The sequence below is a fragment of the Klebsiella sp. 2-CIP_Kleb. genome (assembly GCF_050378715.1).
GTDB lineage: Bacteria > Pseudomonadota > Gammaproteobacteria > Enterobacterales > Enterobacteriaceae > Klebsiella > Klebsiella quasipneumoniae.
This window is the reverse complement of record NZ_JBNRLG010000001.1, coordinates 25,263-43,510: the sequence shown is the minus strand read 5'-3', so window position 1 is coordinate 43,510 and position 18,248 is coordinate 25,263. Positions and strand designations below refer to the sequence as shown.

At 59.1% G+C, this 18,248-nt stretch carries 13 protein-coding genes; 8 read left to right on the top strand and 5 right to left on the bottom strand.

What is annotated here, in order from left to right:
- Position 1: 1 nt before the first annotated feature.
- Complete coding sequence (locus tag ACQUTP_RS00185; RefSeq protein WP_044522506.1) at positions 2 to 901, bottom strand: hypothetical protein; 900 nt, start codon at positions 899 to 901, stop codon at positions 2 to 4.
- A gap of 10 nt (positions 902 to 911) precedes the next feature.
- Positions 912 to 2,129, bottom strand: a complete 1,218-nt coding sequence (opgC, locus tag ACQUTP_RS00180) for an OpgC domain-containing protein (protein WP_285755254.1) — start codon at positions 2,127 to 2,129, stop codon at positions 912 to 914.
- A 276-nt stretch (positions 2,130 to 2,405) separates the two neighbouring features.
- Between opgC and ACQUTP_RS00175 the strand changes: the two genes are divergently transcribed.
- From ACQUTP_RS00175 to ACQUTP_RS00145, 7 genes are read left to right on the top strand one after another with little or no spacing between them, the layout of a single operon-like run.
- The gene (locus tag ACQUTP_RS00175) at positions 2,406 to 4,223 is read left to right on the top strand and encodes a glycosyltransferase family 2 protein (protein ID WP_023318062.1); all 1,818 of its coding nucleotides are present in this window, start codon (positions 2,406 to 2,408) and stop codon (positions 4,221 to 4,223) included.
- Positions 4,220 to 5,551, top strand: a complete 1,332-nt coding sequence (locus ACQUTP_RS00170) for a DUF3131 domain-containing protein (protein WP_080846607.1) — start codon at positions 4,220 to 4,222, stop codon at positions 5,549 to 5,551. The genes ACQUTP_RS00175 and ACQUTP_RS00170 overlap by 4 nt, the downstream gene beginning before the upstream one ends.
- Positions 5,548 to 7,095, top strand: a complete 1,548-nt coding sequence (locus tag ACQUTP_RS00165) for a DUF3131 domain-containing protein (protein ID WP_153245206.1) — start codon at positions 5,548 to 5,550, stop codon at positions 7,093 to 7,095. Before ACQUTP_RS00170 ends, ACQUTP_RS00165 begins: the two co-directional genes overlap by 4 nt.
- Complete coding sequence (locus tag ACQUTP_RS00160; RefSeq protein WP_155009197.1) at positions 7,080 to 8,474, top strand: DUF3131 domain-containing protein; 1,395 nt, start codon at positions 7,080 to 7,082, stop codon at positions 8,472 to 8,474. The genes ACQUTP_RS00165 and ACQUTP_RS00160 overlap by 16 nt, the downstream gene beginning before the upstream one ends.
- Positions 8,471 to 8,905 (top strand): globin, encoded by a 435-nt coding sequence (locus ACQUTP_RS00155; protein ID WP_004179506.1) that lies wholly within the window; start codon positions 8,471 to 8,473, stop codon positions 8,903 to 8,905. The genes ACQUTP_RS00160 and ACQUTP_RS00155 overlap by 4 nt, the downstream gene beginning before the upstream one ends.
- A 2-nt stretch (positions 8,906 to 8,907) precedes the next feature.
- A complete protein-coding gene (locus tag ACQUTP_RS00150) occupies positions 8,908 to 11,601 on the top strand; it encodes a hybrid sensor histidine kinase/response regulator (RefSeq protein WP_080846605.1) in 2,694 nt (897 codons plus the stop codon).
- The gene (locus ACQUTP_RS00145; protein ID WP_017898780.1) at positions 11,591 to 13,789 is read left to right on the top strand and encodes a glycoside hydrolase family 2 protein; all 2,199 of its coding nucleotides are present in this window, start codon (positions 11,591 to 11,593) and stop codon (positions 13,787 to 13,789) included. The genes ACQUTP_RS00150 and ACQUTP_RS00145 overlap by 11 nt, the downstream gene beginning before the upstream one ends.
- Positions 13,790 to 13,813: 24 nt before the next feature.
- Here the strand turns inward: ACQUTP_RS00145 and ACQUTP_RS00140 are convergent, their stop codons facing one another.
- The 3 genes from ACQUTP_RS00140 to ACQUTP_RS00130 form a co-directional block, all read right to left on the bottom strand.
- A complete protein-coding gene (locus tag ACQUTP_RS00140; RefSeq protein ID WP_182971275.1) occupies positions 13,814 to 14,683 on the bottom strand; it encodes an aldo/keto reductase in 870 nt (289 codons plus the stop codon).
- Positions 14,684 to 14,761: 78 nt separating this feature from the next.
- Positions 14,762 to 15,964, bottom strand: a complete 1,203-nt coding sequence (locus ACQUTP_RS00135; RefSeq protein ID WP_182971276.1) for an MFS transporter — start codon at positions 15,962 to 15,964, stop codon at positions 14,762 to 14,764.
- 68 nt (positions 15,965 to 16,032) lie between these two features.
- The gene (locus tag ACQUTP_RS00130) at positions 16,033 to 17,166 is read right to left on the bottom strand and encodes an alpha/beta hydrolase (protein WP_043521183.1); all 1,134 of its coding nucleotides are present in this window, start codon (positions 17,164 to 17,166) and stop codon (positions 16,033 to 16,035) included.
- 169 nt (positions 17,167 to 17,335) lie between these two features.
- Between ACQUTP_RS00130 and ACQUTP_RS00125 the strand changes: the two genes are divergently transcribed.
- Positions 17,336 to 18,220: a LysR family transcriptional regulator gene (locus ACQUTP_RS00125; RefSeq protein ID WP_004203922.1), complete on the top strand. Its 885-nt coding sequence runs from the start codon at positions 17,336 to 17,338 to the stop codon at positions 18,218 to 18,220.
- Positions 18,221 to 18,248: the final 28 nt, after the last annotated feature.

Genomic DNA, 18,248 nt, shown 5'->3' with positions numbered 1-18,248 from the left:
CCTAAATCGGCAAGAACCAGATAAGGCTGATCGTGCCTTCACGAAACTTGCCGCTGCCGCTGTCATGCCCCGGGTAGCGGGTACCGGCATAGTTGGCATACTGCACAGAGAACGATCCCGGCGTATAGCCCGCGTAGCCGAAACTGTAACTGTAGTCGCCATTCCACGGCTGCTGCTGACTACTGTCCGGATACCAGAACGCGGTGGCGCGCACAAAAAAATGCTGCTTAAAGGTATATCCGCACCCCCCGAGCAGGACGTTTTTGTTTTTACGGATGTCATCGCTCTCCAGATCGTAATAGCGCGGCACCCAGCTGTAGCCTACCTGGCAGATAATGGCATCGCCTTTGTTAATCAACAGCGCATGCTCCATGGGCTTCGGCAGCGAAAACTTATACGCCAGGGTAATCGCCCCCTGCTCAAAATAGGTGTGACGCTTGCTGCCCGAGGTCCAGAAGTGGTTATCGCCATAGTTACTGTAAACCAGGCTGACGGTGTTGGCATGCCAGTCGTCGTAGCCAAAACTATAGCGAAAATCGGCGGTATAGCGGCTGGTGTCAGTCACCGGTAAACGGGATGTCACGTTGGCGAACCAGAAGCTGTAGGGCGAGTATTGCAGGCTAAGATTCAGCGTCTGATTATATTTTTTCTTCTGTTCTGCGCTGTCTGAGCTGTTGGGGACGGTCATCCACTGCTCTTTTAAACCCGAACTAAAGCTCAGCGCTCCCGAAAACACCTTGTCATTCCCGGAAAAAAGCCGTCCCCAGCGGCTGGTAAACACGCCGGCCTGCACCGGTTCACCATTTTTATCACGCAGCGGTTGTGCGTCGTTCTTCTCTGCGCCTTCCGCACCTGCGATGGCGCACCATAGCGCGCAGGCCAGCATATATTTCTCCCGCATTTGCCCTTCCTTAGTTAGGTATCCAGCGTGCGGCGACGCGGTATTTGGCCATCAGCCACAGAACGCCCAGCGCAGCGGCATGGATCAAGGTGTTCACTATCCACGCCTGGCGCCACAGATCGAAGGTGACCAGCTGGCTTACGGCGAGCACGATGTAAACATGCAAAATAAAGGTGTAGAGCGAACGCTGCCCGAGCGGGATCAGGAACCAGCCTGCCAGCCGGTTAAGGGGGCGCCAGCACCAGGTCAATAGCAGATAAATGGTGACCATCAGACTGATATCATTGAGGATCCGTACCGGACCGAGGCCGTTTTTCGCCGCCCAGGTATGGTAAAAGGCGTTAAAATCCGCCGGCGGGATTACGTGCATCAGCAGCGCGGGCGGCATAAAAGGATTGGTATGATTCTGGGCGACAAACGCAAGGATAAGCGCGATGAACACCAGCGCCGCCAAGGCGACTTTGCCGGGCGGCGTGCGGGCGAAAGAGATCAGTTCCGCTTTGTACCAGCCGCAGCACATGCCCAGCACAAAGATAAATTGCCAGGCCAGCAAGGGAAAGGCGAATTCAAATTCGCAGGGCGTGACCCGTATCGGCCAGCGTTGCCAGCAGCCGTATATCAGCAGCGAGGCGCCCAGTAAGGGGTAGACGTGACCCTTTTGCAGCATTCCCAGAAACAGCGGGCTGAGCAATAACAAAAAAATATAGAGTCCGAGGATCTGCGTCTGATGCGGGCCAATCTGCAGATAGAGGATAATGTTAAACCACGTCTCTTTTATTTGCGGGGTTAGCGGATAGAGCGACCAACTGGTCCCGGAAAAGCGGTCGGTAAAATGAGTGACTTCATAGACATTAATATAAGGCAAATATCTCAGCAAAAGAAAAGAGACAATAATAATAATATTAACCTGATATATTTTCCATGCGCGAAGATAAAGCCCCCAGCTCACCGTCAGTAATACTGCCTTTTGTAATCTGACACGATTTAGCATCCCTAACATGAAGCCGGACAGGATCACAAAGCCCTCGGCACCGGTGGTCAAACCAAATCGTTCCCAGCTGAAAATATTAAATATCGACATCACTTCGGTATGCGCCACCACCATCATCACGAGAGCAATACCGCGCATAAAGTCGATACGCAGGTCGCGTTCCCCGGTCAGAGAGTAACGCCAGGGCATTGATTTATGAGTTTCTTTTTGCGAAATCGCTGAAGCAACCTGGCTCATTAGGGATCCTGCCGTCTACCCTGCAACATTTATTACAAATTATTTAGATAGTGTAGAATGGGCTATCTTGCAATGCTCGTTTTATAAATTCCGCCGGCGTGCATCACACTATGTTAAGTCATCCCGGTGACTATCAGTTCGCGCTGTTGAAATTTTTGTGCCACCATCTACACTCACTTTACTGTTATTTATAAGCCCCTGTGCGTTCTGCAGAACGCCCCCAATCGATAACAGACCTGTCATTCAAACCCAGCGCGGAATCAGGATATCCTTGCTATGGATTTTTATTTTTCCCGTTTTGAACATCGCCGACCGCCTGAACCGCTCAGCACCCCGCGCTGGGTGAGAATGATTTGGCAGGTATTAGCTGTGGCCGCCCTGGTTCTTGGCGCTAATTATATTTACTGGCGCTGGACCGCCTCCTTAAACACGGACGCCCTGTGGTATGCGATTCCTCTGGTGCTGGCGGAAACCCTGGCGTGGATTGGCACAGTTCTGTTCACCATTAATTTATGGCAGGAGAAAGATCCTCCGCCAGGGGTCCCCCCGACGGAGATCAACGACTGTCTGCGCGCGGATGAAGCGGTGGAGTCGAGGCCGATTAAAGTCGATCTGTTTATCGCCACCTACTCCGAAGACGTGGAGCTGGTCAGGCTATCGATTCGTGACGCCATGCGGATGACCTATCCTGGTCCGCTCGATTATAAGGTGCATGTCCTTGACGACGGGCGTCGCCCGGAGATGAAGGCGGTCTGCGAGCAGGAGGGGGCGAACTATATCACCCGTCAGAGCAATATCGGCTATAAGGCCGGTAACCTGCGCAACGGGCTGGAACATACCGATGGCGACTTTCTGATCATCTGTGATGCCGATACCCGCGTTTTCCCGACCCTGCTGAGCCACACGCTCGGCTATTTTCGCGATCCGGACGTCGCCTGGGTGCAGACCCCACAATGGTTTTTCGATCTCCCGGAGGGGGAGGATCTGGCGCGCTGGCTGCGGCGTAAAGCAGGCGGCGCAGGCTATGGCGTGGGCTGGCTGGCGCAGAAAATCGTCGGTCCGGTGACCATTGGTCGCGATCCTTTTTTCAACGATCCGCGCATGTTTTACGACGTGATTTTACGGCGCCGCAACTGGGCTAACGCCGCGTTCTGCTGTGGCGCCGCCTCCGTTCACCGACGGGAAGCGGTGATGCAGGCGGCGCTGCGCAGCTACGTCTGGAGCGTTGACGCCGAAATCGCGCGTCATACGCGGGATATTCGCGACCCGGCAACGCGGGAAGCGTTGCAGGACGCCATGCGCCCCCACGTTGCCTTTGATACTGAACTGACGCCCTATAAGTTCCACGTCTCGGAAGATATTTATACCTCCATCCTGCTGCACGGCGACGCTGCCCGCCGCTGGCGCTCGGTAATGCACCCGCGGATCGAGTCGAAAATGCTCTCTCCGCAGGATATGCTGACGTGGATGATCCAGCGCTTTAAGTACGCCGCCGGATCGCTGGATATCCTGTTCCATGACAACATCTTCAACCGACGCCGCTTTAAACTCTCGCTGCCGCAAACGCTGATGTACGCGACCACCTTCTGGTCGTATCTGGCCTGCGTGTGGAACACCGTGTTCTTGATCTCGCCTGTTATCTATCTCTTCACCGGCATTCCGCCGGTGTCGGCGTGGTCTACCCCTTTCTACCTGCACTTTTTACCCTTTTTTATTGTCTCCGAACTGGCCTTTATGTTCGGCACCTGGGGCATTTCTGCCTGGGACGGCCGGGCCTCTTACCTCTCCTTTTTCTCGATGAATCTGCGGGCGCTGGACACCGTTTTGCGCGGGGAGCAGATCAAATTTCACGTTACGCCGAAAGAGCGACAGACGGGCCGTTTTCTCTATCTCGTCAAGCCGCAAATTGCCATCGTTTTGCTCACCCTGACGGGGCTGATATGGGGCGGTATTCAGGTGGCGCGCGGTCAGGTTGACGACCCCTCCGGGTACGTCATCAACATTTTCTGGGGCGCGGTGAATATTGCCGCCATGCTGCCACTGATCTTCGCCGCCATGTGGACGCCCCCCGAAGAGCAGGAGGCGAGCCGATGAGGATCCGCGACGCCCTGCTATCCGCGCGCAGCTATCTCACTATCCTCATTGGCTTCCTGCTGGGTTTTGCGATTGTCGTGTGGGTGGAAAAACAAATGCCCGCGCGCGTCGAGAGCAGCGGCGGGATGACGTTGAGCCAGGATTTTCCGCCGCTCCCTCCCCCGCGCGAGCTGACCTTTGACGAGGCGATCTGGGCGCGGGTGGCCTGGCAGTATTATGTCAACAATACCCAGCCAAACGGCCTGGCCAACGCGCACGATGGCGAACCCTGGCTCAGCCTGTGGAGCGTCGGCAGCTATCTTTTCGCCGTGGTCGCCGCAGAGCAGCTGCATATTGTGACCGCCGCCGAAGGTGATGAGCGCATTGCCGCCGCCCTGTTTACCCTCGGTCAACTGCCCCTCAACGCCCAGGGATTGCCCGCCGCTCAGTACCATGCCGACACGCTGCAGATCCTCGGCAACCCGGACTCCTCCGCCATCGGTATGGGACGCCTGCTCACCGCCCTGCAAACCCTGCTCTGGCGCTATCCTCAGCACGCCGCCGCGGTGCGGGATCTGTTTAATCAGTGGCGGGTCGGCGCGCTCATCAGCAACAGCCCCGCCAGCCAGGCCGCGGCGCCGCTGCACCACTGGGCGCTGGCGGCGGATGAACCGCGGGACAGCTTTGGCTACCGGCTGTACGCCAGCCATACGCTGCGGTTGATCGACAGCGCGGCGGGGCTGGCGGTGACCAACCCGCCGCAGGGGCAGCAGATGATCGATATCGACGGCATCATGGTGCCCGATGAGGGGCTGCGCACGCCCTGGGGTCGGCAGCCTTCGCTGATCAGCCTGCCGTACCTGCTCACCGGACTTGAGCTGGGCTTTGACGCGCAGAGTGCGGAGATCGCCTGGCGCATCATGCAAATCCAGCAGCGCCGTCATAGCCTGAGGGTCAGCAAGCCGCCGATCAGCACTGACTACGCCGAGCCCGCGCCGGATTATGCCAGCGCGCTGGCGGACCGGCAGCCGCAGAGCGCCTTCGCCCCACGCAGCGCCGCCCCGGAGCAAACGGCGATCACCTCCACCCGCACCGCCTTTGCCTGGTACGCCCTGTTCCGTAATAGCTGGAGCGAGGCGCTGCGCCAGCAGGTGCAGACGCTGCAGGTCCCGGGCAAGGGCTGGCAGCGAGGGTTAAATCTCAACCGCAGCGTCAACGACGTTATTGACGGCGATACCAACGCGATCGTGCTGGAAAGCCTGGCCTACATTTCCCGGGGGCAGATGCTGTGTCTGGCCTGCCTGAGCCCTGCCCCTCTATCCTCGTCCTCAGCAGGAGCAACGCCATGAAGCTGACCTATTTTTCCCGTTTTCCCCTGCTGGCCGGACTCATGGCGCTGTGGCTCTCGCTCTCCGGCGCGCAGGCCGCGACCGGTCTGCCGGCTGCGGAATACGCCCCGCGCAGCGGGGAGCTGACGCCGAGGGAGATGACTATCGCCAGAAACGCCTGGCAATACTTCGTCGCCAACTTTCAGCCCACCACCGGGCTGGTGAATGCGGTAAACAAATACCCCTCCACCACCATGTGGGACAGCGCCTCCTATCTGGCCGCGATGACCGCAGCCCGTGAGTTGGGGATTATTGATAAGGCGGAGTTTGACCGTCGGATGCTGAAGTTTCTCGCCACGTTGAATAAGCTCGATTTATTCCGTAACGAACTACCCAACAAAGCCTATAACACGATAAGCGGACAAAAGGTTAACTACCAGAACAAGCCGGGTGAAATCGGCTTTTCGGCGCTGGATATCGGCAGAATGCTGATCTGGCTGAAGGTGATCAAGGAGCGCTATCCGGAATACAGCAACAGCATCGATAATGTGGTGCTGGGGTGGGATTTTAGCCATGTGGTCGATCCCTGCGGCACGCTGTACGGGGCGTATCTGGAAAACGGCCAGCCCAAATACGTTCAGGAAGGCCGTCTGGGATACGAGGAGTACGGCGCGGCGGGCTTTCAGCTGTGGGGATTTAACACCTGTCAGGCCAGCCGGCCGCAGCCCTACGAGCTGGCGGAGATTTACTGCGTGCTGGTCCCCTATGATTCGCGCGACCCACGGCAAACCAGCCAGCATAACTATGTGGTCAGTGAATCCTACGTGCTGTATGGCATGGAGTTTGGCTTTGATAACCCTGGTGACCGGAACAACAGCCCGCGCGAGTACTCCCATCCCTGGATGAAAAACTTCGCTGACCGGGTCTACCAGGCCCAGGAGAATCGCTACGCCATCACCGGGCTCCTCACCGCCCGCTCCGAGCATCAGCTCGATAAATCCCCGTACTTTGTCTATGACACCGTGTTCAGCGACGGCTTTAACTGGAACACCATAACCGACAAGGGCCAGTTCGTACCGAATAGCGCCGCCGTGTCGCTCAAAGCGGCGATGGGGATGTGGGTGCTGTGGAACTCGCCCTATACCGATCGTCTGCTGGACGCCATAGAAAACGCGAACGAAGCGGGAAAAGGCTATTACGAGGGGTTGTATGAGAACGGCGACGGGCCAATCAATGAGTTTACCGCCAACAACAACGGCATCATGCTGGAAGCACTGCTATTTAAAAAGGAGGGAAAACTGCTGCAGTTTTCCAGCGACAATCCGAAAAACCGCGATTTCGCCCCGTCGCTGTGGGACAAGAAGCTGGTGGATCTCTTTGAACCCAATAACGGCCCGCGCAATCGCCCGTTCCTGAGCAACACCCCCGCCGTCAAAACATGGTGCGAGCAGACCGGGACCACGCAGCGCACCAAACCCGCCTGCCAGGCCTGCCAGTGTGCCGCCTGCAAGGCTGACGAGCCCATTAAACTTCCGCCGGTGACCGCGCAATGCTTAAAACCATAGCCCGCTGGCTGGCCATCGCCGTCGTCCTTTTTCTTATCGCCCTGGCGCTGTTTTATCGCGAAGGCGCGGGGTGGCGCTGGCTGACCAAAGGCGGCTGGCACACCACTGCCCGCATCAGCAGCCTGACGCCGCAGGAGCGCACGTGGGCGCAGATCGCCTGGCGGTACGTCGAGAACAATACCCAGCCGCAAACCGGCCTGGTCAACGGCAGCGACAAACAGCCCCGCGCAACGCTATGGCAGATGGGCGACACCCTTATCGCCCTGCTCGCCGCCAGAGAGCTGGGGTTGCTAAAGGAAGCGGAATTCGACGCCCGCCTGACGCCCCTGCTCGGCACCCTCAATCGCCTGACGCTGACCGACGGCGGTTCGCCGGGCAGGCTATACTCCACTCAGACGGCGACCCCTGTCGACTTCAGCGGCAAACCGGCGGCCAGCGGCTGGTCAGCAAAAGATATGGCCCGACTGATGCTCGCCCTGCGGCTCACCGCCGAACGCGCGCCGCAGTATGGTGAATACATTGATAAAATTGTCCTGCGCTGGAACTTCTGTCCGGTTATCGATAAAGACGGGGAGCTGTGGTCCGCCTCACTGCAGAACGGTCAGCGGACGATCCGCGAGGAGCTCCGGCTGGGAGACAGTGAATACGCCGCCAGCGCGTTTCGCCTGTGGGGATTTCCGGCCGGCAAGGCCCTCTCCCCCCCGGCGCGCCATGTGATTATTTATCAGCGCCGCCTCGCCGTTGACGACCGCGACCCGCGAACCACCTGGCAACCCGTGGTGCTCTCTACACTGCCCGCCATGCTGCCTGGACTGGAGTTCGGCTGGCGGCCGCCCGGCGTGCCGGAGATGGCGCAAAAAGCCATGCGCGAGCGGGCGGAAGGGATATGGCTCAGCCAGAAAACGCGCTGGACGCAGGATAAGGTGCTTACCGCCCGGGCCGATTTTTCGCTTACCCAGGCGCCCTGGCACGTGGAAGACACCGTCTGGGGGAATGGCTACGCCTGGAATACGCTCGGGGACGACGGGAAGTACTACCCCCGGCTGGCGCAGGTGACCACCAAAGCGGTCTTTGTCCTGTGGACGCTGTGGGAAACCGAGTATACCGATGCGCTGATGGCGGTCACTACCCATCTTAACGACCCGCAGCGCGGCTGGTTTGAAGGACGGGTCGAGGCCACCGGCGACGTCAACGCCACCCTCACCCTCTCCACCAACGCCATGGTGCTGGAGGCGCTGTTTTACAAACACAACGCCGGGCCGTTGTTCAAAAACGGCCTCGCGGATGACAACAGCTACTTTGCCCACCGCGCGACGGACGAATTTAACCCGCCCCGCCGCTGCCTGCCGGGCGAACGGGTCATGAGGAGCGCACCATGAAGTTTTATCGCGATCTCTTTGAAGCCAGCCTGAATCGCGTCGTACCAGAGCACGACAAACAGCGCTTCTTCCAGGCCTTCTACAGCACCTTTATCCATATGTCACCGGAAACCGAGCAGCACTTCTCCCAACGCTCCGGTGAGGAAGGCCAGCAGATGATCTTTAAGAGCTTTTTCGCCATGCTGGCGGTCAACGGCGACCTCTTTGTACCCGATTTTCTGGAACGGCTGGCGCGAGCGCAGAGCGAGGAAGGCCTGCGTCTACCGCCGCGGTTTTTTGCCCTCTGGCGGGAAGCGATGCTCAAAACCGTCCGCGCCTGCGATCCGCTGTGCGATGAGGAGATCCTCACCGCATGGGCAATGGCCATCGCCCCTGGGCTCGAGTATCTGCGCCGCCAGGCGGAGCTCCACTATCAAACTGTTGGCCAGTAATCATGCATGCCGCTAACCGTAACGACCTTAACCTCCTGCCCTCGGCGGTGATGATCTACGATGAGCGCGAACGACTGCAGGCCTGGAATGATAAGGTGGCGCTGTTTTATCCAACGATCGCGCCCTGGCTCGCCGTCGGCGCCTCTCTTGAGAGCCTGGCGGAGAAGTTTATCGATGCCGGATATAACATCGACCCAGGCCGGCAACAGACGCTGCGCGAGGCGATTATCCGCAACTGCCGCCAGACGAACCACTGCGAGGTCCGCCAGTCGGGCAACCGCCGGATTTACGTTCAGCATCAGCGGCTGGCGGATGGCGGGATTGTCAGCCTGCATACCGACATCACCGAGCTTGACGAGGCCCGGCGTTCGCGTCATCAACTGCATGATGACTTTTTATTCACCGCGGAGTCGATCCAGATCGGCATCTGGGACTGGCAGGTCTCCGGCGACAGCCTGCAGGTGAATGACACCCTGCTGGCGATGGTCGGCCAGTCGCGGGCGCAGTGGCGCTTTCCGCTGCGCTTTATGCTCAACCTGGTCCACGAGGACGATCGCGCCACTCTGCAGCAGGCGATGATCGCCTCGCAAAACGAGCACATGCCGGTTTTTGAATGTGAGCTTCGCGTCCAGCACCCGACGCAAGGCTGGCGCTGGATGCTGCTCTCGGGGCAGATCGTCACCCTCAACATGCAGCAGCAGGCAGAGCGGGTGATCGGCACCTTGCAGGATATTACCCGGCGCAAAGCCGCAGAGCTGCTGGCCATTGAGGCGGCGAAGGAGGCCCGTGAGGCGAACGAAGCGAAAAGCGCTTTCCTCGCCAATATGAGCCACGAAATCCGCACCCCGATGAACGGCATTCTCGGCATGACGCAGCTCTGCCTCGACACGCCGCTGACCGCGGAGCAGCGGGAGTACCTTTCGCTGGTGATGAGCTCAGCCCAGTCGCTGCTGCACATTATCAATGACATTCTTGATTTTTCACGCATTGAGTCGGGCAAGATGCAGGTGGACGTAGAGCCGCTGGAGATCCGCCCTTTTGTTCAGTCGCTGATCCGCCCGCATATGCCTGCCGCCAGCGAAAAGGGCATTGAGCTGCTGGTGGATATCTCCCCTGCGGTGCCTGAGGTGCTGATCGTCGATGGCCCCCGGCTGCGGCAAATCCTGACCAACCTGCTGGGTAATGCTCTGAAGTTCACTCATCAGGGGGAGGTCCTGCTGGCGATAGCGCCGGCCGAGGACGACAACCGCTGGCGCTTTCGCATTCGCGATACCGGCATCGGCATTGCCCCGGAGAAGCAAAAGGCGATCTTCGAGGCCTTCAGCCAGGCCGATAGCTCCACCACCCGTCGCTACGGCGGCACCGGACTGGGGTTAACCATTTCGGCCCGCCTGGTCAGCCTGATGGGCGGTGAGCTGACGGTGGAGAGCCAGCCTGGGGCAGGCAGCGAATTTGCCTTCACCCTGCCGCTGGAAGGCCTGAACGCCGCGGCCTCCGGTAGCGCCCCGCTGAGCCGCTTCAACCACCAGCGGGTGCTGGTGGTTGACGACAACAGCACCAACCTGCGCCTGCTTGACGCCATGCTTCGCCAGATGGGACTGATGCCAACCTGCGTGAACAACGCTGGCGAGGCGCTACGCCGGGCCGCCGAAGGCCCGCCATGGCCGCTGATCCTGCTGGACGCGCAGATGCCGGATATGGACGGCGTATCCCTGGCGCTGGAGCTCTCCGCTTTGCCTGAAGCCAGGCAAAGCCAGATTATTATGCTCAGCTCCATGAGCCGTCATTTTGACGCCAATATGCTTAAGCGCATCGGCATTGCCCACTATCTGCATAAACCGGTGGCACAGCGCGAACTGCATCAGGTTATCGCCGGCATTCTGGTGCCCACGCCGGTGGTGACGACAACGCCTGCCCCCGTTGCGCAACCGGTCAGGGACCAGACCGGGCTAAATATCCTGCTCGCCGAGGACAACCTGGTAAACCAGAAGGTCGCCAGACGGCTGCTGGAGCAGTTGGGTCACCGCTGCGAGGTGGTGAACAACGGTCGGGAAGCGCTGGAGCGCTGGCGCGCAGCCTGCTGGGATCTTCTGCTGATCGATCTGCAAATGCCGGAGATGGACGGTGAAACCGCCATCCGCCTGCTGCGGGAAGAGACCCAGGCGCAGGGCAGACAACATCAGCCCACGATTGCCATGACCGCCCACGCTATGCAGGGCGATAGAGAACGCTGTCTGGCGATGGGTTTTGACGGCTATATCGCCAAGCCGGTGAGCCAGGAGGCGCTACGGGAAGCCATCGCCCGCGTCGGCGCGGCGGAAGATAGCGCGCCGGAGGAAGAGGAAGGCCTGCCGGACGAAGCCCGCCTGCTGAAACAGTGCGCCGACGATCCTGAGCTTGTCGAGGAGTTGCTGGGACTCTTCGCTGCAGGACTTAATGCTGCGGCCGCCGCCCTCAACCACGCCATTGACGCCAATGACCGGGAGACATGGCGCCGCGCCGCCCACAAGCTGCGCGGCGAGGCGGCCACCCTAGGTTTTCAACGCCTTGCCAGTGTGCTCCAGCGGCTGGAGAGCCAGGCGGCCTCGCCAGACCAAAGCGTGCCGGGCGACCTGCGCGACGCGCTGACCGAGGCGATCGCGGGCTGCCACCTGTGGCTGCGCCGCAGAACGCAGGAGGTTCCCCGTGATCGCTAGACGTCTACTGCTGCTGGTCATTTGCCTGCCGCTGGCGCACGCCGGTTCTGCGCCGGTGACCTGGTCACTGGCCGGACAATGGCGGGTGCATGACGCCAACGACAGCGCCTTCGCCGGCGCGCAGGCTTCGGACGGCGACTGGCGCACGCTGCGGGTACCGGCAAACTGGTACAGCGCCGGATACGATCATCAGGGCGCCCTGTGGTATCGCCATCAATTTACCCTGCATGGCCTGACGCCGGACGCCATGGCTACGCTGGTGTTTGACGGCGTCGATTACTTTGCCGAGGTGGCGCTCAACGGCAAGACGCTGACCCGGCACGAAGGCTATTTTCAGCGCTTCCCGGTGGACATCACCGGGGCCGTTCGCCGCCATAATCAGCTCGCCGTGCGGGTCGACAGCCCCTATGAAGACCCGCAAAAGATCTGGCCGCTGCACAAGACGCTGATGAAAGGGATCCTCAATCAGCACGATACCCGTCCGGGCGGCGCCTGGTCGGTTCAGGGGCAGGATGCCAACTCCGGGGGGATCTGGGCGCCGGTGAAGCTCCATCTGAGCCGCGGCGTCACTATCGACGAGGTGATCCTGCGCCCGGACTGGCGACAGGGGCTGGAGAAGCCCATGCTGCGTGCCGAAATCCGCTATCGGGCCGTGACGCCCGGCCCCGTCACGCTGCGCCTGACGGCCACCCCGGACAATTTTTCTGGCCCGCCTTTTCAGCAGGCCTTTGCGGTCACCCTGGAGAATACCGCAGGCACTCTGCGCGTCTCGCTGCCCATGCCCTCGGCAAAGCTCTGGTGGCCGGTGGGCACAGGTAAACCGAACCTGTACCGCGTGCGCGCCACCCTCGTGGATAAGCGGGGGATCATGGATACCGCCGTCACCCGCACCGGATTACGTAAGGTGGAAGCGCTGGCGGATAATCAGGGCTGGCGCATCAATGACAGACGGCTGTTCATCAAGGGCAGCAACTATATTGGCTCGCCGTGGCTGAGCACCATGACGCGGAAAAAGTATCTCCGGGATTTCAGACTGGTCACGGCGATGAACGCCAACGCCATCCGCGTTCATGGCCACGTGGCGGGCCGCGCGCTGTATGAGGTGGCCGATGAGATGGGACTCATAATTTGGCAGGATGTCCCGCTGCAGTGGGGTTATGATGACAGCGCCGCCTTCGCCGATAACGCCGTGCGCCAGACCCGGGCGATGATGGACCAGTTCGGCAATTCGCCGGCGATTATTGTCTGGGGCGGTCACAACGAGCCGCCGTGGAACTCGCCGTGGATGGAGAAACGCTTCCCCGACTGGCGTAAAACCTTAAACCAGACCCTGACGCAGCGGGTGGGCGATGCGCTGGCGGAAGACACCTCCCGCATCGTGCATCGCTTTTCCGCTGTCGAAGAGCACTACTGGGCAGGGTGGTATTTCGGCACCCTGCGCGACCTGCTCGCCCCGGCGAAAACCGGGATTATTACCGAGTTTGGCGCCCAGGCGCTGCCCCGCCTCTCCACCCTGAAGACCATTATCCCGGCCCGTCTGCTGTGGCCGAAAACCACCGCCGCCGACGATCCCGGCTGGGTGCGATGGAAGTACCATAATTTTCAGCCTTTCCAGACCTTTAAATTCGCCGGGATTCCGCGAGGCAACAATATTCAGGAGATGATTGAAAACACCCAGGCGTATCAGGCCAGGCTGGTGGCCCTGGCGGCGGAGAGCTATCGTCGCCAGCGTTATCAGCCGGTGACCGCCCTGTTCCAGTTTATGTTTGTCGAGACATGGCCCTCCATCAACTGGGGGGTGGTGGATTATCTGCGCCAGCCAAAGGCGGGTTACTATGCCCTGCAGCGCGCCTATCAGCCGATCCTGCCGTCCATCGAGCCGGTGACCGCCAGCTGGCGTCAGGGTAGCCCGGCGACGGTGCGCCTGTGGGCGATTAACGATACCTGGACAGCCTGCGAGGATTGTCGCCTGACCTGGCAGGTCAGGCAAAATGGTCGGATACTGACTCAGGGGGAAACCACGCGGACCCTGCCGCCCGACGCCGGCCAGATGGTCAGGGAGCTGACCGTCACCCCCGCCGGCCAGCAGCCCGTGACGATCGTCTACCGTATTGACAACCGTCGCGGCAAACGCGTGGGGGCTAACCAGCATAGCGAACCCGTCGCCGCGGCTCAGGCAGCGAAATGAAGGAGGCTTCCCGCTGAGCCGCGATCAGTCGTGGATTTTCACCCCCAGACAACCGCGAACGAATTCAGGGTTAAAGTGCTTTACCGCTTCGCCGACATAGCCTAAATCCAGAGCGCTGATTTGCGCCATTTCGCGCGCGGTGAGCGAGAAATCCCAGATGGCAAAGTTCTCTTCAATACGCTCCTGGCGGGTGGATTTTGGAATTACCGTGACGCCACGCTGCACGTTCCAGCGCAGGATAACCTGCGCAATGGTTTTATGATGGGCATCGGCAATCTCCTGCAGCGTTGCCTCTTCATACGGGTTCTGTCTGCCGCCGCCTAACGGCGCCCAGGCTTCCGGCTGAACGTGATAGTGCTTCATGGTTTCCAGCGCCGCGGGCTGGGCGAAATAAGGATGCAGTTCGACCTGGTTCACCATCGGCTTAATTCTGACGGTTTCGCAGAAGTTCGCTAACACATGGGCGTAGAAATTGGACACGCCAATCGCTTTCAGGATACCGGCCTCATAAGCCTCCTCCAGCGCGCGCCAGGCGCTGAAATAATCGCCCATCGCCTGATGCAACAGATAAAGATCGAAGTATTCCAGCCCGGATTTTTTTAAGGACGCGGCGATACCGGCTTTCGCCATCCGGGCGTTGGCCATGTCCTGAACCCACAGTTTGGAGGTGATAAATAGCGCCTCGCGGGTACACAGACCTTCGGCGATGGCTTCGCGAACGGCCTCCCCCACCGCATCTTCATTATCGTAGACGGCAGCGGTATCGATAAGGCGATAGCCGGTACGAATAGCGTTCAGCACCGCCCGCTTACACTCTGCTTTATCGGTCACCTTAAAAACGCCAAAACCCAGCATCGGCATTTTACGGTTGTTACTTAATACACAATATTCCACGGTGCAGTCTCAGTTTGTTAAAAATTTCATGATAGACCAGAAACATCGCCGCGATTACCCCGTCATTTGTGATTTGACTTATGCATCCAGCTCATTAATCGCAGTGCGCTGATATCTCCTGTGTTTGACAGAAAGCAGGAAGCTCCCCCCTGCCGCGCCCATAAGTAACAGACCGCTCAGAGCAAAAGTGCTGCGCCATCCCAGACTATCAAACACCAGGCCTCCTGCCGTTGACCCGAGGGCAATCGATAGTTGGATCACGGCGACCATCAGACCACCGCCCGCCTCCGCATCCTCGGGCAGCGTCCGCGCAATCCATGTCCACCAGCCGGTGGGCGCTGCCGTCGCCAGCAGGCCCCACAGGCTTAACAGTACGGCGACTGAACCTGTGTGGTGCCCGGCCAGCAGAAGCGTTCCGGCAATCGCGGCCATTAACAAAGGGATAGCCACCAGTGTCGGATAAAACCGGGCGTTCAGAACGGTCGTAATAAGCAGCGTGCCGACAAAACCGGCGGCGCCAATCGCCAGTAATATCAGGGAGAGGCCAGAAGGCGTGACTCGAGTCACTATCTCCAGAAACGGTCGCACATAGGTAAATAAGGTAAACTGCCCCATAAAGAACAGCCCGCAGGCCAACAATCCAAGGGATACCGTCGAGCGACGGAACAGACGCAGCACGGTTCCCTGCCGCTCTGGTGCGCGCTGACTTTTCATCGATGGCAGGCTAACGCATTGCCAGATGAAGGCTACCATCGCCAGCGGGACGAGACATAAAAAGGCGCCGCGCCAGCCGACGGTGGCCCCCAGGTAGCTGCCCAGCGGGGCCGCGACGACCGTGGCCAAGGCGTTACCACCGTTAAAAATGGCCAGCGCGCGGGGAACCTGGCGTTGCGGCACCAGCCGAATGGCCGTTGCTGCCGACAATGACCAGAATCCGCCGATGACGATCCCGATGAGCGCCCTGCCCAGCATATAAACCGGAAAACTGGACGCCTGGGCAATCATCAATCCTGAGGCCGCCATCAGCGCCGTGAGCCCCAGCAGCAGCCATTTACGGTCCAGCGACCCGGTAAGAGGGGAAATCGTCAGGCTGGTCAGTACCGCCAGCGCGCCAGAAAGCGCGATCCCCTGGCCTGCTAATCCCTCGGTAATGTGTAAATCACCCGCGATGGGTGTCAACAGACTGACCGGCATAAACTCTGAGGCAATGAGCACAAATACGCAGAGCGTCATCGCCAGGACGCCGCTCCAGTATGCGCGGGTGTTATGTAATCCAGACATTATTTATCTCCGACAAAACAAAGCCGCCAGCAGGCGGCTTTGGGGATGTCTCCGGCACAGGAGAGCGATTACAGGTTGGTTTCGAAAAACTGCGCGAACGTAGCAAAGGGAATTTTGCCCGCGGCGTTGTCATAGAGGTCGACATGGTTTGCCCCAGGGACAATCACCAGCGCTTTCTCTTTGCTGCCGATCGCCTTGAAAGCATCTTCGGCAAAATAGCGTGAATGGGCTTGTTCGCCGGTCACAATAAGCGTCGGAATAGTCACTTCGCTGGCGTAACTCAGCAGCGGCATATTCATAAACGACAGCGGCATCGTCGCATTCCATGCCCCGGTTGAATTAACCGAACGCGCATGGAAACCTCGCGGCATACGGTAATAATCGAAGAACTCTTTCAGCACCGGGTTGGGGTTGGCGGGCAAGGTTTCCGGCAAAATACGAGCGGCAGCGCTGACGTTGCCTTTATCATCAACATATATGTCATGCCCACCTGGGGCGAAAGTGCCGTTTGCCGCATCCTTCCAGCGCTGCGCGTTCAAGTACTGCAGTACCGCTCGGCGGTCGGCTGTCGTGTAGCGGTCTTTGCCATCGCCTACCCCATGACCCATCGCGCGGCTCATGTCATACATGACGCTGGTCGCCACCGCTTTGACGCGTGTATCCATCGCCGCGTCGTTTAGGGCCATACCACCCCAGCCGCAAATGCCGAGCAAACCGATACGGTTGCGATCCACCTCTTTTTGCAGGCCCAGAAAGTCCACCGCGGCACTGAAATCCTCGGTATTGATATCCGGTGAGGCCACGTTGCGTGGGTAGCCACCGCTTTCGCCCGTATAGGATGGGTCAAACGCCAGGGTGACAAACCCCTGTTCGGCCAGCGTCTGGGCATACAGGCCGCTGGACTGCTCTTTTACCGCGCCGAAGGGACCGCTCACAGCAATAGCTGCCAGTTTGCGTTCACCGCGATCCTTCGGCAGGTAGAGATCTCCAACTAAGGTAATCCCGTAGCGGTTCTGAAAGGTCACCTTACGGTGATCCACTTTTGCGCTCTCCGGGAATGTTTTATCCCATTGTTCAATCAATGAAACAGGTGCGTTCGGGTTAGTTGTATCAGCATAACTCATCGTTGTGGCTCCACTTAATAAGGCGCAAAGCAGCATGGCGGGTATCGTGGCTGTCATTTTTTTGCTGAAAACCGTCATTAAATCCCCCTAAATAAACGTGTGAAAACCAGTCTCCAGAGGACAACGCTGCTGGGCTTTGTTGTCATGCGCTTATTGTAGCTAGCAATAAAAGTGCTTATTAGAGGCTAAAAAATGCTAAGATTAATACCATTTAGTTCTAAATAGCGCGATTGTTACGAGGCGGAAGATGGCGAAACGGGAAAACTATAATGACCTCTACCTGTTTATGCAGGTGGTGCGGGAAGGCAGTTTTACCGCCGCAGCGCAACGACTGGGTCTGGCGCAGTCCGGGATCAGCCGTGCGGTTCGCGAACTCGAAGAGCGGCTGGGCGTTCAGCTTCTGGTGCGCACCACCCGCAGGTTGTCGCTCACTCAGGCGGGTGAGCAGCTCTATCACAATGTCGAATCCGGTTTCGACGCCTTAGATATGGGACTCGCCACGCTGGCCCATTATCGGCAAACACCGTCCGGTACGGTTCGCATCAATGCCAGCCAGCACGCTATTGATAAAGTTCTGCTGCCTAAGCTGGCGATATTTAAACAACGCTATCCCGATATCCGCCTGGAACTGATCACCGAAAGCCGGTTCGTCGATATTATTGCGGAGCGTTTCGATGCGGGCGTGCGTCTGGGCCCGGAAGTGGGGAGTGGCATGATTGCGGTACGTATTTCGCCCGATATGGAGATGGCGGTTGTCGGAACCCCGGAGCATTTTCGTCGCTACGGCTTTCCGCAAACCCCTGCCGATTTAACCGGTCATCCCTGCATCGCCTATCAGTTCGGCGACGGCAGCCTGTACGCCTGGGAACTTAACGTGGAAGGCAAAAAAATTACCCACCCGCCTCAGGGACAGTGGGCTTTCGCCGACAGCTATATGGAGGCCAAAGCGGCGCGGCTGGGGCTGGGACTAGCTTATGTCCCGGAGGAGCTGGTCACAGATGATCTGCAACGCGGTACGCTTATCCGGGTGCTCCAGCGCTATAGCCAGCGTCTGGAAGGTTCATTTCTCTATTACCCGCACCGAAATGTGTCGCCCGCGCTGAGAGCGGTCATTGATACATTGCGAATGTAGTAGAGGTCGCCTTCAGGCTTAGAGAAAA

Coding starts and splice junctions, on each gene's coding strand:
- ACQUTP_RS00170 (WP_080846607.1), top strand. CDS start 4,220: ATGAGGATCCGCGACGCCCTGCTATCCGCGCGCAGCTATCTCACTATC.
- ACQUTP_RS00165 (WP_153245206.1), top strand. CDS start 5,548: ATGAAGCTGACCTATTTTTCCCGTTTTCCCCTGCTGGCCGGACTCATG.
- ACQUTP_RS00160 (WP_155009197.1), top strand. CDS start 7,080: ATGCTTAAAACCATAGCCCGCTGGCTGGCCATCGCCGTCGTCCTTTTT.
- ACQUTP_RS00135 (WP_182971276.1), bottom strand. CDS start 15,964: ATGTCTGGATTACATAACACCCGCGCATACTGGAGCGGCGTCCTGGCG.
- ACQUTP_RS00125 (WP_004203922.1), top strand. CDS start 17,336: ATGGCGAAACGGGAAAACTATAATGACCTCTACCTGTTTATGCAGGTG.
- ACQUTP_RS00185 (WP_044522506.1), bottom strand. CDS start 901: ATGCGGGAGAAATATATGCTGGCCTGCGCGCTATGGTGCGCCATCGCA.
- opgC (WP_285755254.1), bottom strand. CDS start 2,129: ATGAGCCAGGTTGCTTCAGCGATTTCGCAAAAAGAAACTCATAAATCA.
- ACQUTP_RS00155 (WP_004179506.1), top strand. CDS start 8,471: ATGAAGTTTTATCGCGATCTCTTTGAAGCCAGCCTGAATCGCGTCGTA.
- ACQUTP_RS00175 (WP_023318062.1), top strand. CDS start 2,406: ATGGATTTTTATTTTTCCCGTTTTGAACATCGCCGACCGCCTGAACCG.
- ACQUTP_RS00130 (WP_043521183.1), bottom strand. CDS start 17,166: ATGACGGTTTTCAGCAAAAAAATGACAGCCACGATACCCGCCATGCTG.
- ACQUTP_RS00150 (WP_080846605.1), top strand. CDS start 8,908: ATGCATGCCGCTAACCGTAACGACCTTAACCTCCTGCCCTCGGCGGTG.